A 16,329-nucleotide genomic window follows, 5' to 3' on the forward strand; every position below is an offset into this window, starting at 1 on the left:
AAACGATTAAACAAACGATTGCCTAATTTATAACTTGAAATTATGAGAATCAAGATAAATAAATTCATACATAAAATTTATTTAATAAATGCTTATTCTAAATTTATTTTAGATACAGCATTTTTTTTGATTGATACAAATTACCATATTTTAACTGATAATAATAGATTCCGCTTGGTAAATTTGCCGCATTAAATTGGATTTTATAATATCCCGGCTTTTGATATTCGTTAACGAGTGTCTTTATTTCTTTTCCTAAAATATCGAAAACAATTACTTTCACATTGTCTTCACTTTTTTGCTGTGTATTATGAAATGAATTAGCATTTACGGATTTTGGAATAATATATTCAATTGTTGTTGTTGGATTGAAAGGATTCGGATAATTCTGCAATAATTGGAATTCCGAAGGTAAATTTTCTTCATCGGTGATTGAAATTAAATAATCCGATTCGATCGAGCCCATGTCAGGAGCAGAACCAATATATTCATCCGAAGATAAATTAATTATGGTATCTCCTTGTAAAATTAGAAAAGGCGTTCCAACATTTAAGCAAGGAGAAATTATCTTTAATCCATAACTAAGCGGTACACCGCCGATAAACATTGGATCGGATTCAATATTATTTTCATTCCAATTTATTTTAACGCTATCAGAATTTTCTATTGATTTTATTCCTCCGAACAAATCTGAATTTGAAATTGTAAGTTCAGAGTTATTAAAATTGGTGTGTTTGAGCTTTATATCTTTAGGTATATTTTTGAAAATGATACAATTGGTAATAAAAAGTTTTTCGCCGTTAAAATAAATTCCGCCGGAGTGATTATTTATTTTGGAATTATTAAATGCGATGGTCAAATTATTCAAAATAACCTTTTCTGAATTATCAATGTAAATTCCCCCTCCTTCATTTTCGGCAATATTATTTTTTATTAATAGATTTTTCAAAAAAACATTTTTGCCCGAAATAAAAATACCGCCGCCATTCAAATCTTTCCCGTTTTGCAAAGTTTGAAAGATATGCTTTTTAACGGTTCATCCTCGCTAATACCACTATTTGAATCAGAGCCTTCTGGTGAAATATAAAGATCGGAATTAACCGAATTAAAAATTGCTGTTTTAAAATTCAAATTAATTTTATCAATTATATTTATATGATATTTTTCCGGTTGAGAAACGGTGACAGTATCTAAATAAATTTGAAAATTTGATTCCGGTAAAAAAGATTCAAAATGAATATCGGTACTTCCGTAGTTGGCTTTGTTTAGAAAAATTGAATTATGTGAATTTTCAAGTAATTCAAATTGTGATTTAGTAAATATTCCTCCGCCACGAGTGGAAGCAGTATTGTTATATACTTTTGTATGCTTAAAATTATCTTGAATATTTTCAATATCGAAATAAATTCCAGCTCCAAATGTCGCTATATTTTCATTAATGATAACATCAATAATATTATATTTTGATTTTGTTAAGTAAACGCCGCCGCCAATCTTTGCTTCGTTATCTTTAATCTTTACTCTTTGCATTTTTATTATGGAATTTTTCACTGAAACACCGCCGCCGGAACCATCGATAGCAATGTTATTGCTAATTAATAAATTTTCCATTTGCAATTGAGAATTTTCGATACACAAAATACCTGCTCCGCCGCATTCTTCCGTATAATTCCTATCAATTATAAGATTTTTTAATTTAGCGGATGAATTATTTCTTATAGTAATTCCGCCGCCGTATAATGAATCGGAATAACTTGCTCCGTCTCTAATAGTAAAACCGTTTAATTCCGCGGTTGAATCTTCACCGTTTTCAAAAATTACGGCACAACCTTGGCGCATTCCGTTTATAACCGTATTTTGAATATAAGATGAATCGCCGTAAACTAAATAGTAAGATGCAACAACTATATTTTTCCCATTAAAATTTATATTCTCGTAATAAATATTTGGCGGAACAAGAACGGTATCGCCATTTTTACTTTGATCAATTAATTCTTGAATTTTGGGAATACTTTTCGGACCCGAAATAATTTCAGCCGATAAAGCGGACGCAATTAATTTCAAAAGTATTATAGCAAAAAAGATTTTTTTCATAAAATTAATTTGAATTGAATGTTGAATAAAAGCAAAACATATCGGAAAATCCAGCGGCTGGAAATTAACTAAAATTATTATTAATTACTTTGCTTTATCTCAATATAATTGCGGATAAATATTATTTCTTTTTTAAGAAATTTATAAGCTTTTCGGGATCGTCGGTTTGAATTCCATCACAGTTTATATCAATAATATTTTTCCATTCCTCTTCATTTCCGGAATTTTCATCGACGAAAACTTTTGAATTATACTGGTGAGAGACAGCTACAAACTCAGAGTCTAATTGACTCATATCAGTTGCTATTACTTGTGGTTTAATTTCATTCAACAAGAAATTTAATTTTACTTTTTCTTCTGGATCGGGCATCGGTATGCATTCTTCACAAACTTCCTTCAATTTTTTAATTTCATTCAAATATGAAAACGGAATATACCAAACGACTTCCCTCTCCATTTTATACTTTTTAATAATTGCCGAAATTTCATCTATGTATGGTTCTTTCAAATCCAAATAAATGCCTATTTTCCCTTTGCACAAATCTAATATTTCTTCTAAAGTTGGAATTCTTTCAAAATTATCCGTAATATTTTTATCTTTATAAATTTTCATATTTTTTAATTCACATAGAGTAAACTCATTAACCCTACCTGATTTTTCATCAATATATTCATCAATTCTTGAGTTGTGCATACTTACGAATTTTCCGTCCTTAGTTTTTCTTACGTCAATTTCAATAAAATCACAGCCAAGCTCAATTGCTTTTTTATATGCAGATAATGTGTTTTCGGGAGAATCTTTATGCGCACCGCGATGAGCAATAACATAGGTTTTACCATTCTTCGGTTTAGGAAAATTATTTGTTTCAATCGACGTTTGACCATAACATAAAAATGAAATGAAAACTAAAGCAAAAATAAATCTTTTTTTAAGCCGATCTAATTCATCAAAAATTTTATATTTCATTTTTCTCATATAACTAAAATAATTCAAATCTTAATTTTAATCATTGGAAACGCAACTGCGCTCCGGGCAAACCATTGTGTAAATTGATTGAAATTATAGATAAAATAATTATAACAACCAAAGCGCTGACAGCAAAAGTAATCAACTGTTTTGATAACATTGGATTATCCGAAATTGAATTCTTCAATTCATATTTGCTTTGGTAAAGTAATAATATGATAACCGCAAAGATTGGTATATAAAGCGTATTAGAATTACTCAATTCAAATCCGGAATAAAAAAGTCCGTTTCTAATTATTAAAAATACGTTGTAATAAAGGAAAATCAGTGTGAACAAATAATTCATGTATTTACTATTATTTGTAGATTCGAATTTTCGTAATGTTATAAATGCCAAAACTGAAATTATTAAAATCATTAACCAACCCAATCCAATTTGCAAAATAGAAAAATCATTGCCTGATAAACTCGTTTGAAGTGAAGAAAGTTTATTAAAATATTCAAATGAAAATGATTGATCAAAATTTATAAAAGGCAGAATTATAAAAAGAAAAATAAAAGCAAAAAAATTACTACTTTTTGAAAATGTAATTTGTTTATGTATTCCCGAAGTAAATACCGAATATGTTAAAGCAATTCCTCCGCTAAAACCTAAAATAAATTCCATTACATTCCACCAGTTGTAATTTATTCCGCTTACACTTCCAACAACCTGAATAAAATTACCGAATGAAAATCCGATGCCGGCGCCAACGCAAGTGAATAACGCAATCCTTAATGATTGTTTGAAATCTTCTCTCCACAAATACCATCCTAAAGCTAGCGAAGCTCCAAAAGCAGCTGCCCAAAGTTCTGACCTTGGCGGTGTCATAAACCACTCAAGTTGATAAATTATAAATCCCCAAGTTAACATTGCTCCGGCAGTCATTTGAGTTATAAGGTTTGCCCAATTAGGTCGTTTATTTTTTTCGGATTCAAGTCCAAGTCCAAAAAAACCGCCGCCGATAAACCCGTAAATTCCGCCGATAACAAACAGCATTAAGTATCCGTACAGTACATTCAGCAGATCGATACTTCTGCAATATCCTATCACAACTCCATAACTGCTCATTCCGCCAACGCCCCAACCCAAAGCTCCTAATGCGGTTAAAACCGGCGCGTTACTTATCCAATTTTTATTTCTGGAAATTACGACAACCGCAAATGTTCCAATAGCTCCTGCCCAAGCTGCGCCGTATTCATGACCAAAACTACCGCGAATAGCCCAAGCCAAACCAAGTGAAAGTGCTGAAAATAATATTGGAGTAATGTTTTTTAAATTCATTTTAATTAGTAGGAATTATGAATAAAATACGTAAATTAAATTTAGACAATCGTTTGTATAAACTCAATTAGAAATATATATGATATATTTTTAATTATTATTTTACGAATGATTTTATAATCTGTCCGATATCCGTGTTATCAATATATTCACCATAGACAGGATCTTTTCCTTTAACTATATCATTAAATATTTCGGATCCTCTTCCTTTTGCATAAAACGGAACTAACGAATTTGTATGTCCGCCGCTAAACCATTCAACACCCGGCATTTTACCCTTGCCATTATTTTGCAGTTTTTTCCATTTTTCGAATTTGGAATTTGTGTTTGGTAAATTTGACTGCGGTCCGAGCAAATACCCCGTTTCATGATCTGCTGTCACAATTATTAAAGTTTCTTCCCAATCGCTATTTTCCTCGACCCATTTACACGCGGCTTCAACGGCTTTATTAAAATCTATTTGCTCTTCAATTGTGCGGTTTAGAATATGATCATGAGCTGCCCAATCGACTGCTCCGCCTTCAGCCATTAAAAAAAATCCGTGTTCATTATTATCAAGAACATTTATAGCGCTTAAAGTCATCTCTTCTAAAGTTGGAATTGATTGAATAAACGGAACCGAAAATGGTACCCATTTTTCGTTAGCTGTATCTCTTTCAACTTGTGATGCTTGTCCGCTTTTAAATACACCTATTAATCTTTTGGGAGTTTCTCCGGACATAAATTTTTGGAAAGATTCTCTGTCTTGTATTAAAGTCCAACTATCAATTTTCTCATCATTATCTGCATCATTCCCAATGATTCCACTTGATAATTTATCCCAAACCTCTTTTCCGCCGACATATCGAAATTCCGATTCGGACAATAATTTTCCTTCTTCATCGCTTATCGGCTTTCCGCCATTATTCATATCCCAAACTTCTTTATGACCTATGTACCTTTCAGCCAATGCGGAAACCAATGTTCCATTGGGATTATAAAACGGGTGTCCGCCGCCCATTATTACTTCCGCTTTGCTCTTTAAAATCATTTCTTCAGCAATTTCTTTATAATTTTGTCTGTTTTCATTATGAGCAACAAATGCCGCGGGTGTAGCGTTACTAAATGGTACAGTTGAAATTACCCCGGTCGATTTTCCGAATTTTTCAAATTTATCTACTATAGTTTCAAGCGGCTTATTGAGTGAATCATATGAAATGGCTCTTTTACCTGTTTTAAATCCCGTTGCCATTGCAGAAGCGGCGGCAGAAGATTCCGTTGGATTTTTCTTTAACCATTCAAAATTAGACCAAGCAGAATCCGAGATATATTTATTTCCATTTGCATAGTATGTCGACATTGCAAATTTTACCGGGAATTTTTCATAAACTTGTTCACCGGTTTTGCCATATTGATAATAGCTTGCAGCGTCAACCGTGTTAAATCCACAGCCATCACTAATAAATAAAATAATATTTTTAGGCGCTACATTCTTATGGAAATTTGTTTCATCAACAGTTGTACAATTTTGAATAAAAGCAATACACAACAACACTAAAGGTAGTTTTGTAAATTTCAATTTAACTCCAATATTAAAAAAAATTTTAGGCTACTTTGATAAAGAGTTATACTTCTTCATTATCTCTTTCCAGTTAGTTAAAATAATATCATTATCGACTAAAAATTGTTTAACTACCGGGTCAGAAAACAATTGAGATTCCCAAACTCTTTGCTGCCAAGAATTTGTAATACTTTTTAAATTTTCGGTTTCAATGGAAGGATGGAAAATTATTTCGGTCAATCCAGCAGGTAATTCATTTATATGATTGAATAGATTTTTTCTTTTCTCTTCATACGTATTGCAGTTCGGCACGCTCGAAAAAAAATCCAATTTTGGAAGTTTATATTCATTTACCAAATTTATAACTTCTTCATTTATCGGATATCCGGCATTTTTAAAATGCTGCGCTACCGCTTCTTTTGAAAGATCAATCGCATTGGCAGGAATTCTATATTCTTCGGCGACTTTAAAAAATACTTTTACATAATCAGGCGAACCATATAATGTTCCCATATGAGTATCAATATGATCGGGTTTCATTCCTTTCGATATTGAGTAGTCAATTTGGGCACGAATTTCTGTTTCAATTTCTTTAGCTGAGGCATGCATTACAACTTCTTCTACACTTCTGTACATCTTACCTAAAGAATCTAATAAACCTGGCACTAATTTTTTGTTAGCAACAGTTCCCCATCTATATGTTTTCCATTCACTCGTTAAAGTTAAATGTAATCCTACATCTTTATCATCATTTTCAATAGCCCAGGAAATTGCTTCGTCGGCATTAGGACACGGAACCATAATAGCCGCACTATTAATTTCGTTATTTTGAAGATAATTAAACGCGGCTTTATTAGCTTCATCACACATCCCAATATCATCGGCATGAAAAATTATAACTTTTTTCCCTTTGGGAAATCCAAGTTTTTCCGCCCAATTCGCGCCGCTAAAATCTTGTGCAGATAAATTATTTTCACTTGAATATATTGCAAAAAGTAATGATAAAATTAATAGTAACTTATTAAAATTTGAATGATTGGAATTATGCATGATATATGTCCGTTTTAGATTATTCTTCTATTAACAGGATCCCACTCTACTTTTTTGTTTTCTACAAACGATCGATGAACCATTAAAACCGAAACAGTATCAATGAACGCTTTTTCTATATTGCATCCGGTTTCACCGCCATTTCTGATAACGTCAAACCATTCTTTAATGTGTAAGTGGGTGGTATCAATTTGTTTACCATTTACGGTAGTATCGGTTAAACCTCTTTCTGCATAGTATTTTTCTGTTGCGGATGTAATTCCGTCTATTTTTGTTCTTGATTTTTCGGGATAATTGTAAAATGGCTTATCGGGATCAATAATTCCATTTTTAATTTTATCTTTAAATTGCGGCGAATCGGAATTCGCAAATAAAGACAGCGAATCTCCAACTTCCATACTAGCGTCATTACCCATAAAAACTCTTCCGCGATTTCTGCTGTTTGCAAGCGTTGCCGAATACAGCATTGTAAATTCTCTATCGGAAAATTCAATTACAGATTGAAATGTATCTGGCATATCACGCGGTTCATCCTTATAAAAATAAATTCCGCCCGATGAAGTTACTGATTTTGGAATACCGAACCCCATTATTTGATTTAACGCGTCAACTTCGTGCGAGAAAAGTTGTCCAGCGAGACCTGTATCATAAGCAAAGAAACGAGCCCAGCCATAATATCTTTCAATACTGAATGGAACTTTAGGAGTATTGCCCAGCCATTGTTCCCAATCAATTGTTTCTATAGAACCAGGTTTTGGTTTTCCATTTGAATCTAAATGCCGTATCCAAGCTCCGTCTTTTGAATTTCGATTTGTTGTAGTTTCTACGAGTGTAACTTTACCCAACAAATTTTTATCAACAATTTCTTTAGCTTTTTTAAATGTTTCGTTTTTACTGTTTTGATGTCCTAATTGAAAAACAACCTTACTGTTTTTAACCGCGTTGTAAACTTTATTAAGTTCATCTTCATTTAAAGTCATTGCTTTTTCACAATACACATGCTTTCCTGCATTTACAGCATCTATTGTCATATGAGCGTGATGAAAGTCAGGAGTTGCAATTATCACTGCGTCAATTTCCGGATTTGCCAAAAGGTCTTGATAACGCAAATATCTTTTAACATTTTTAACATTTGCCGGACTTCCATCAGGTTGAATTCCCATTGAAGCTATTTGAATTCCTTTTTCAGCGCGCATATCAAAAACATCGCAAATGCCAATAATTTGTACATTTAATATTGATTGATTTTGATACGATGCAAGCCTTGCTTTCGCCGAATTATTTCCATCTTGGGCCTGCTTATAAATTTTATTATAATCATCAGCATCTACAAACCCGGCTGCTTTTAGAAGCGCGGTACCTCTGCCGCCAACACCAATAATTCCAACTTTAATAACATTACCTGATGTAATATTATTCTTCTGCGGAATATTTTGTGAATCATCTTTCAAACCTAAATTCAAATTAATTGCTTTATCTTTTATTTTTTCCAATGATTTCTTCTTCCAGAAATCATAAGCAAAAAAACCTAGTATTGGAACTGATGAAAGGCTTTTTATTATATCTCTTCTCGAAACTTTCTTATCAACTTTTGAATCTTTGTCACTCATTTGCTTCTCGTACTTTTAATTAAAAAATCCAAACCAAAAACTTTGCTCGTTGGGAAAAAAGCAATTACCAGAAAACATAAAAGTTCAATCATATTTTTATCGACAAAAAGTAAATTTGATTGGAACGGCGGAATTGCAATATAATATAGCAATAACATTAATACTCCCATAAATGCGGAAATTGAAACATACAGTCCTAATATTAAGCCAAATCCTATTAAAATTTGTCCCCAAATATTTAGTAGATCAATAATTTTTAAAATCATTTGATCATTTGTTAATGAATGAAAAAAATCAGAAAAGATCCAATTTGATTGAATAAGAAAAGGCGCCGATGACCAATTTTCATCGAACAATTTATCAAAACCTTCATAAAGGAAATGATAGCCAAGAACAAAACGAATTAATACTAAAAGAATAAATTGAATGTTTGAATATTTCATTATAATTTTTCACAAATTTTTAAGATAAATCAATTAGTTTCTATAAGCTGCGGAAATTCAGTCGCTGTACCAAGATCCATAATTCTTATATTTTTCCATTTTACTTTTATGCCTGGTGTTTCCATCTGATGAACCTGTAAAGCTATAAATCCATCTTTAGTCAAAGAGTCATTTAAATTTGCAGCCGGAACACCATTCAACCAAGTTTTAATTGAATTTCCTATTGCTTCAATATGAAGTTTATTCCAATTGTTGTGAATAAACGCTTTTCGTCCGGCTTCGTTATTTCTCAGGTCATAAAGCCACCCTCTTCTTGATTCGTCATAAATTCCTCCGCTCCATGCTCTTTCAGACGGATCAATTTCTACTTGATATCCGTGAACTCTGCCATTCATATAGGAATCCAAACTGTTGCTTCTGATTTGAATACCAGAATTCATTCTATCGTCAACTAGGAATTCTAATTCTAAAATAAAATTTGAATAATTTTGTTTTGTACACAAGAAAGTATTCGGCGTACTCTTTCCCGTAATTCCAATTATCATACTATCTTGTACTTCATAAGCAGCCTCGCCGCCGCGTTTTTCCCATCCGTCTAAATTCTTACCGTTGAATAAATATTCCCATTGCATATTTAATTTGTTTCCCGTAAATCCCGATAAAAACAAACCAAAAAGAATTAAAATTTTCTTAATCATTTTTATTTCCTTTAATTACTGCTTACAAAGCTGCTGTAACATTTTTCAATTTTTTCTTTATCCATTTTACCGTCTTGAATGAGTATTCTGTATCTAAAAGTAACCGATTCCCCAGCATTCAAAGTAAAATTTAATGTTTCTTTACCTTTGCTGAAAACATTTTGTCCCAAAGGATTTGCAGCGAATAATCCGTATCCTCTTGCGTGCCAATATGTAGGAAAGCCGACATTTTTAGGATTATCAAAAATAACAACTGTCACATTTTTCCCTTCTATATTTCCATCAAGTGATACCCAACGCGCTCTTGTTGACCAAACATCATCGCCTTCAATACCTTCGCTGCTTAAATAATGACCAGTTACACCGGTATTATCCAAAACCGGAACATCCGTTTTTCTGCCTTGAGCGTCGCTCAATGTAACAGGATCTTTACTTGGATGCTCTAATTGCCTTGCGACACGAATTGCGACCATTCCTTCTTTGTTATCGTTGAAAATTACTTTTTCATTTTGAGCAGTTAATGTTACTATTCTATCGATTATTCTTGAATTTTTATCGGCAATAAAACGGAATTCTGTTTTTTCTCTTAATATTGTTTTATTATTTGAATTTAACCAGTTTTCCGAAACTTCAAGAAGCCCTTCATTTTTTCCGTCCTGCATTTTTAAAATTTTATCAAGTCGAATTGTTCCCATTTTATCTTTTTCAGCTTCAGGAATAGCGTCCGAGTTATTCCAAAAATCCAATCCATTTACATTTCCGTAATTTAACCACGCGCCAATATGATGAGGGTGATCTATCCTTTCATTTGGTTTTGGATCAAGCGGATAGCCTCTTGTGATTGAAACTCCGTTTGCGGCAATTAATGGAAACAAAACGGTTTTCTTTAACACAGATAAATTATCATTATAAATAAATGAAGTAAAAAGACTGCCATTTACAAGCACGTCAATTTTTTTATCTTGCGTATTATTTTTAAATGTTATTTCATTCCCGGATTTTTCATTTACAAATAACGAACATCCGACAGTAAATGAAAAAATAAGCGCAATAAAAATTATTTTTTTTGAATTCATAATTATGCATCCACTATTTCTTGTTTTGATTCATCAAATTTAACTTTTCTACCTCTGTGTAAAGATTCGGTTACCATTAAACTTGCGACTGAATGATTGTATCCGGCTTCAATTGGAGCATTCGGCTGTTTTCTGCTTCTTAAACATTCCATCCAATTCTTCATATGGTTAACTGTATCAGAATCGGTTCCAGTATTTGCGCTTGTAACAACCTGCGATTGTGTAGTCGCCAATTCATAATCCGCAAGTAAATTTTCTTTCAAGCCGAATTGAGGATATTTTTCTGCGTGATCTTTTGTCAAACCGCCATTAGATGTAACTTTATTAGTATCAAGATTAAGTTCACCGCCATTTGAATAATATATTTCCTTTACTCCTCCGGCTGAATTTGTAAATCTTGAAGAATAAACAACTTGAAATCTTTTGGTCGGATCAGGATCATTAGCCGGACCGTATTCTAAAATTGCCGTTAATGTATCAGCATTTTTCCTGCCGTCGTTCCACATATAAATACCGCCGTTAGCGATTACGTTTAATGGATTGTTAAATCCAGTGAACCAATGCACAGTATCAATTTGATGAACCATCCATTGACCCGGAATTCCTGACGAATAAGGCCAGAACAATCTATATTCACAATAAATTCTTGGATTGAAAGGAACTTTTTCACGATTTACTAAAAATCTATTCCAATCCACATCAGTTTCCTTTAGTCCGGCAACAACGTCCGGTAGTCTCCATCTATCAGGTTGATTAACGTTCCATGACATTTCAACAATTTTTATTGGCCCAAATTTTCCCGACTTAATATATTTTTCCGCCGTCTGGTAATTGCTTCCACTTCTTCTTTGCGAACCAAGCTGAACAATTTTTCCGGTTTCCTTTACTGCTTTTAATACCATTTTATTATCTTCCATTGATTCAGCCAATGGTTTTTCAACATAAGCGTCGCGCCCAGCTCTAACGGCTTCAGTGGCATGATACGCGTGCTGAAAATCTGCGGTACTTATAATTACCGCGTCAACTTTTGATTTTTCATATAGTTCTTCATTATTTCTATAACCGGTTATTTTCGATCCCTGCATTTCTGTTAAATACGCAACTCCTTCATCACGTCTTTTATTCCAAATATCGGAAACAGCTACAAACTCCATATTCATATCTTTTGAGTTTGCGCTAAATGCCTTGCTTAAAGATCCTTTAAATCTACCAGAGAATCCAACAACGCCAACTTGAACTCTGTCGTTTGCTCCAATAATTCTGCTATAATGCATTGCGTCTGTTACAATTACTTTTGATTCGGATTTCGCAAATGCTGTTCCCGCTTTTAAAACAGAAGAACCTACCGCAACTGCCGCTGTTCCTAATCCGACTTTCTTAATAAACTCTCTTCTATTTGAATTCATATTCACTCCTAAAATGTTAAATTTTTATTAAACTTTTTCCGGTACTTTATATTCATTTCTGTATTCTCTGGTCAACATTGAATCCGCTTCTTTATCGTTAATAAATTTTTCATTATTTCCGTCAAGTTTTAATTCGCGTTCTAATCTATAAGATATGTTGGCAATTATCGGCAATGCACTTGATAGATGACCTTCTTCTATATCGCAATTTAAATTTGCACGGTTACCATTTTTAACCGCACTAATAAAATTTTCAAAATGACTTTGATCATTCGAGCCCTTAAGATTCATAGGGTCATAAGAACCGTCAGCATCGCCAGAAGTCGGTCCCTGCTCATTTTTATATCCGAAAAATGTCTGCCAGTTTCCACCTCCGTCAATCTGCATCCATCCTTCTGTACCATAAAATAAAGTGCCAATAGTAATTGGCTTTGCCTTTGAATCAGCGGATATTTGTCCGGAAGTTGAAAATTTAAAATCAGGTAAAAATATTCCTTCTGGATTTGTATAAAGTCCTCTAGTACAAAATTCCAATATTGTACCGTCTTTATATTCAAAAATTGATGTTTGAGTATTCGGAGTTTCTTGTGAAGATTTAAATTTATAATAACCTCCAAATGATCTTACTTTTACCGGATAATCTTTTGTGTTCAATCCCCATCTTGCAACGTCGAATTGATGAGGTCCTTGATTACCTGTATCACCGTTTCCATAATCCCAATGCCAATGCCAATTATAGTGGAATCTGTTTCTATTAAATACTTTTTTAGGAGCGGGACCAAGCCACATATCATAATGAACCTTACTTAAATATTCTTCAGTGTAAGGAGTTTCATAATCATTCGATTCAAGATTGGTTCTATATTTTTCATCGGCTTTCATTGGTCCATCTGGATAAATGCCAATATCCGGTCTTCTTTTAAAACAGAGTCCGCGAACCAAAAATAATTTTCCCAATTTCCCTTCGTGAATAAATTTCATCGCTCGCTGAGTATTTATAAAAGATCTGTTTTGAAAACCAACTTGAATTAAAGTGTTATATTTTCTGGAAGCCTCAACCATTTTTCGTCCTTCCCAAACATTATGAGTGGAAGGTTTTTCAACATAAACATGTTTTCCGGCTTGTGCAGCCCAAATGGAAGCTAAAGCGTGCCAATGATTTGGAGTAGCAATACTTACGGCGTCAATATCTTTATCATCATAAACTTTTCTCATATCCCAAACAGTTTGCGGAGTATAATCAGCAATTTTTGAAAATTCCTTTAACGCTTGAGGGAAAAGATTTTCATCAATATCAGCAAAATATTTTATTCTAACGTCTTTATTATTTCCGAACATTTCAATGTGACCGCTTCCTCTTCCTCTAATTCCAATTACCGCCATATTGATTGCGTTATTTGCTCCGATAATTCTTCCGTATGATTTTGCGGTTGTTGACATAAAAACGGTACCTGCCGCCAAACCCATTGAGCCTTTTTTAACAAACTCTCTTCTTGAAATATTTTTATTCATTTTAATACCTTGAGTTTAAAGTACTAATATTATTTAAGTTTTTTTATTTTAATATTTCTGTACCAGCAATCACTTCCATGATCCTGTAAAACGATATGCGCAATTTTATGTTTGGTGAAATTTTCAATATTAACATATTTACTTTTTTTAAATGCTTCGTTAAACTCAGGTGAATCTAAATCATATTCTACAACTTTTTTACCATTTAACCAATGTTCACCTTTATTATTGTTGAAAATAATTTTTGCGGAATTGAATTCTCCAACAGGTTTTAATATTTTATCTTTAGCTTCAAAAAGATCATATAAAGACGCTGATCTATGAGTAGGAGTCACACCATCATCGTTTTTAGAATCATCTAATACTTGATATTCAAATCCCAAAGCGTTCGATGTTCCTTTAGAAATAGAAACTTGTTCATCAACATTGTATTTAACCCCACTGTTTCCGCCTTCACTGATTTTCCATTCAAATTGAAATTCAAAATTTTTATATAATTTATCTGTCAACAGATCACCGCCTTTTAACGGCTGTCCATCCGGTCTAAGCGGCACGTCACCGCTTTTAATTTTTCTTATGCATCCATTTTCAATTTTCCAATGACCTTGAGGAACTGAATCAATTCCAATTCCACGCCAACCGTCAAATGTTTTTCCATCAAACATTAATTCCCAACCATCATTAATTTCTTGTTCGGTTAACGCATTTAATTTTACACCAATTGTATTATCAAAATTATTATTACAAGTGCATGAAATAATCATTGCAATGAAAAATAACATCAAAAAAAATCTCATTTTTTCTCCATACTATTTTTTTATTTCAAATTTATCAAAAACTTTGCCTTCACTGTTAACTGCTTCTAGATTAAAATTATCTCCATTTATTTCAATCAGCTGATATAAATATTCTCCTCCAAACTGAACTTCAGTAAAATCATTTTTCTTACTTGGTTTATCCGTATCTTTTGTTGAAATTGAAATTAAGTAAACTGTGCCTTCAGAAGTTGAGTTAACGGGCTTATTTGCATAAAGAGGTTTTGTTCTTAAGTAATAATGAACGTGCCCGCTGAATACAACGTCTACGTGATATTTATCAAATAGTGTACACCATTCTTTTTGAATTAAAGGATAATCGTCATCAGCTGAATAAGGCGGAAAATGCATCATTACAAATTTCCATTTTGCGTTTGAATTTTTAAGCTGATTTTCTATCCATTCTGTTTGAATCTCAATTGGAGCCGTCACATCCAACATAAGAAAAAACGCGTTTTCATAATTAAAACTATATGTGGTTTCCGGATTTAATTTTTCCGGACCATCTTTAGGTAAATCAAATAAATCTTGATACATTTTTGAACCTAATCCATCTTGACTATCATGATTTCCCAATGTAGGCATAATCGGTTTACTGCAAAATACATTTTCGGAAAATTTAAAGAATTGATCCCACTCGTCTCTATTTAATCCGGTACTGACTAAATCTCCGCCAATACTAAAAAAAGAAACATCTGGGTTATTGCTGTACGCATAATTTACCAATTGACCAAAAGATTCTGACTTATGTGTATCTCCCAAATAAATAAATGAAAACGGTTTCGACAATTTCGACGCTGTTTTAAATTCTAAAATCTTGCTCCAAATCTGGTTGTCAGCATTTCCAATTTGATAATTATAAATTGTTTCCGGTTTAAGATCTTTTAGTTCAACCGTATAATGGTTTATATATCTGTCATTTTTTAATAATCTGTCTTCAATTATTATATATTCAGCTTTAGTTTCAAAGTTATTCTCTGCAGAATCATTTTTAACCCAATATTTTACAACACAATTTTTAATTTTTGTATTTGTCCTCCATTGTATAGACTGCGAAGTTGACGGATCATTACTCAATGTTAATACAATTTGATCAGGCACGACTGAAGAAGGATAATCTGTTGATCTGAACGCGTCAATTAAATGCGCTTCCCTGGCTCTTCCTCTAATTGTGGTAAGCAGTTTTCCGCCTTTAAGGATTTCCGGAACTTCAGTCAGCAAAAGTTCGTCCCAATCATGGTAAGTAAACGAACCAATATCCATTTGAGAAATGAACTGATTTGCGGGATAACAATCAGAAATTATTAGTACATCATTTTTATTCTGTGGCGAAACAGAAACAAAATAATGCGGCCGATGTTTATCAAAACCGTTTATACCCAATTCCACTTTACCTGCAGGAAATTTCTTTTCCCAAACAGTATAAATTGTATGTTCGTTTTTAACCACCATTTCGGTTTTAACAAATTTCGCACTTTCCAGCCAAAACGGGATACTGATTTGTGATCTATCCTGCATAATATAAACAGTTGCAGGAACATTGATATCAAATGTCCAATATTTTGTTGAAAGAATTTTTAAATCTGCTTCACTTAAATTACTAATAATCTTTTCTTCATTTAATTGTTCTAATTCTTGATCTGTTAAATCATTATAAAATTTTGTTACAAGTTCATCAATAACGGATTTAACATCAGAATGATTTTGAGAAAAACAAAATTGATTGGAGATTACAAATAATAGTATGTTGAGTAATAAAATGTTTTTAAAATTAAAATTCATTGCCAATAGCTA

The 16,329-nt window shown here is 32.6% G+C and carries 14 protein-coding genes; all 14 read right to left on the minus strand.

Going from position 1 to position 16,329, the window contains the following annotated elements:
- Positions 1-103 precede the first annotated feature (103 nt).
- A complete protein-coding gene (locus IPK06_03625; GenBank protein MBK7979099.1) occupies positions 104-1,009 on the minus strand; it encodes a T9SS type A sorting domain-containing protein in 906 nt (301 codons plus the stop codon).
- Positions 988-2,094, minus strand: coding sequence for a hypothetical protein (locus IPK06_03630; GenBank protein ID MBK7979100.1), 1,107 nt, complete (start codon positions 2,092-2,094; stop codon positions 988-990). The genes IPK06_03625 and IPK06_03630 overlap by 22 nt, the downstream gene beginning before the upstream one ends.
- Positions 2,095-2,215: 121 nt before the next feature.
- A complete protein-coding gene (locus tag IPK06_03635) occupies positions 2,216-3,061 on the minus strand; it encodes a glycerophosphodiester phosphodiesterase family protein (protein ID MBK7979101.1) in 846 nt (281 codons plus the stop codon).
- 40 nt (positions 3,062-3,101) lie between these two features.
- On the minus strand, positions 3,102-4,385 hold the full coding sequence (locus tag IPK06_03640; GenBank protein MBK7979102.1) for a hypothetical protein: 1,284 nt from the start codon (positions 4,383-4,385) through the stop codon (positions 3,102-3,104).
- 97 nt (positions 4,386-4,482) lie between these two features.
- A complete protein-coding gene (locus IPK06_03645; GenBank protein ID MBK7979103.1) occupies positions 4,483-5,943 on the minus strand; it encodes an alkaline phosphatase in 1,461 nt (486 codons plus the stop codon).
- A 30-nt stretch (positions 5,944-5,973) separates the two neighbouring features.
- Positions 5,974-6,975 carry a polysaccharide deacetylase family protein gene (locus IPK06_03650; GenBank protein ID MBK7979104.1) on the minus strand — a complete coding sequence of 334 codons (1,002 nt, stop codon included), beginning with the start codon at positions 6,973-6,975 and terminating at the stop codon, positions 5,974-5,976.
- A gap of 14 nt (positions 6,976-6,989) precedes the next feature.
- Positions 6,990-8,585: a Gfo/Idh/MocA family oxidoreductase gene (locus IPK06_03655; GenBank protein ID MBK7979105.1), complete on the minus strand. Its 1,596-nt coding sequence runs from the start codon at positions 8,583-8,585 to the stop codon at positions 6,990-6,992.
- Positions 8,582-9,028, minus strand: a complete 447-nt coding sequence (locus IPK06_03660) for a DoxX family membrane protein (GenBank protein MBK7979106.1) — start codon at positions 9,026-9,028, stop codon at positions 8,582-8,584. The genes IPK06_03655 and IPK06_03660 overlap by 4 nt, the downstream gene beginning before the upstream one ends.
- Before the next feature lie 29 nt (positions 9,029-9,057).
- Entirely contained in the window at positions 9,058-9,726 is a 669-nt protein-coding gene (locus IPK06_03665) for a DUF1080 domain-containing protein (protein ID MBK7979107.1), read from the minus strand.
- A gap of 11 nt (positions 9,727-9,737) precedes the next feature.
- Positions 9,738-10,802 carry a PmoA family protein gene (locus IPK06_03670; GenBank protein MBK7979108.1) on the minus strand — a complete coding sequence of 355 codons (1,065 nt, stop codon included), beginning with the start codon at positions 10,800-10,802 and terminating at the stop codon, positions 9,738-9,740.
- 2 nt (positions 10,803-10,804) lie between these two features.
- Positions 10,805-12,208: a Gfo/Idh/MocA family oxidoreductase gene (locus IPK06_03675; GenBank protein ID MBK7979109.1), complete on the minus strand. Its 1,404-nt coding sequence runs from the start codon at positions 12,206-12,208 to the stop codon at positions 10,805-10,807.
- 27 nt (positions 12,209-12,235) lie between these two features.
- Positions 12,236-13,720, minus strand: coding sequence for a Gfo/Idh/MocA family oxidoreductase (locus tag IPK06_03680; GenBank protein ID MBK7979110.1), 1,485 nt, complete (start codon positions 13,718-13,720; stop codon positions 12,236-12,238).
- Positions 13,721-13,749: 29 nt separating this feature from the next.
- A complete protein-coding gene (locus IPK06_03685) occupies positions 13,750-14,517 on the minus strand; it encodes a DUF1080 domain-containing protein (protein ID MBK7979111.1) in 768 nt (255 codons plus the stop codon).
- 12 nt (positions 14,518-14,529) lie between these two features.
- A complete protein-coding gene (locus IPK06_03690; GenBank protein MBK7979112.1) occupies positions 14,530-16,317 on the minus strand; it encodes a metallophosphoesterase family protein in 1,788 nt (595 codons plus the stop codon).
- Between the last annotated feature and the right edge of the window lie 12 nt (positions 16,318-16,329).

The organism is Ignavibacteriota bacterium, assembly GCA_016713565.1.
In the GTDB taxonomy this organism is placed as follows: domain Bacteria; phylum Bacteroidota; class Ignavibacteria; order Ignavibacteriales; family Melioribacteraceae.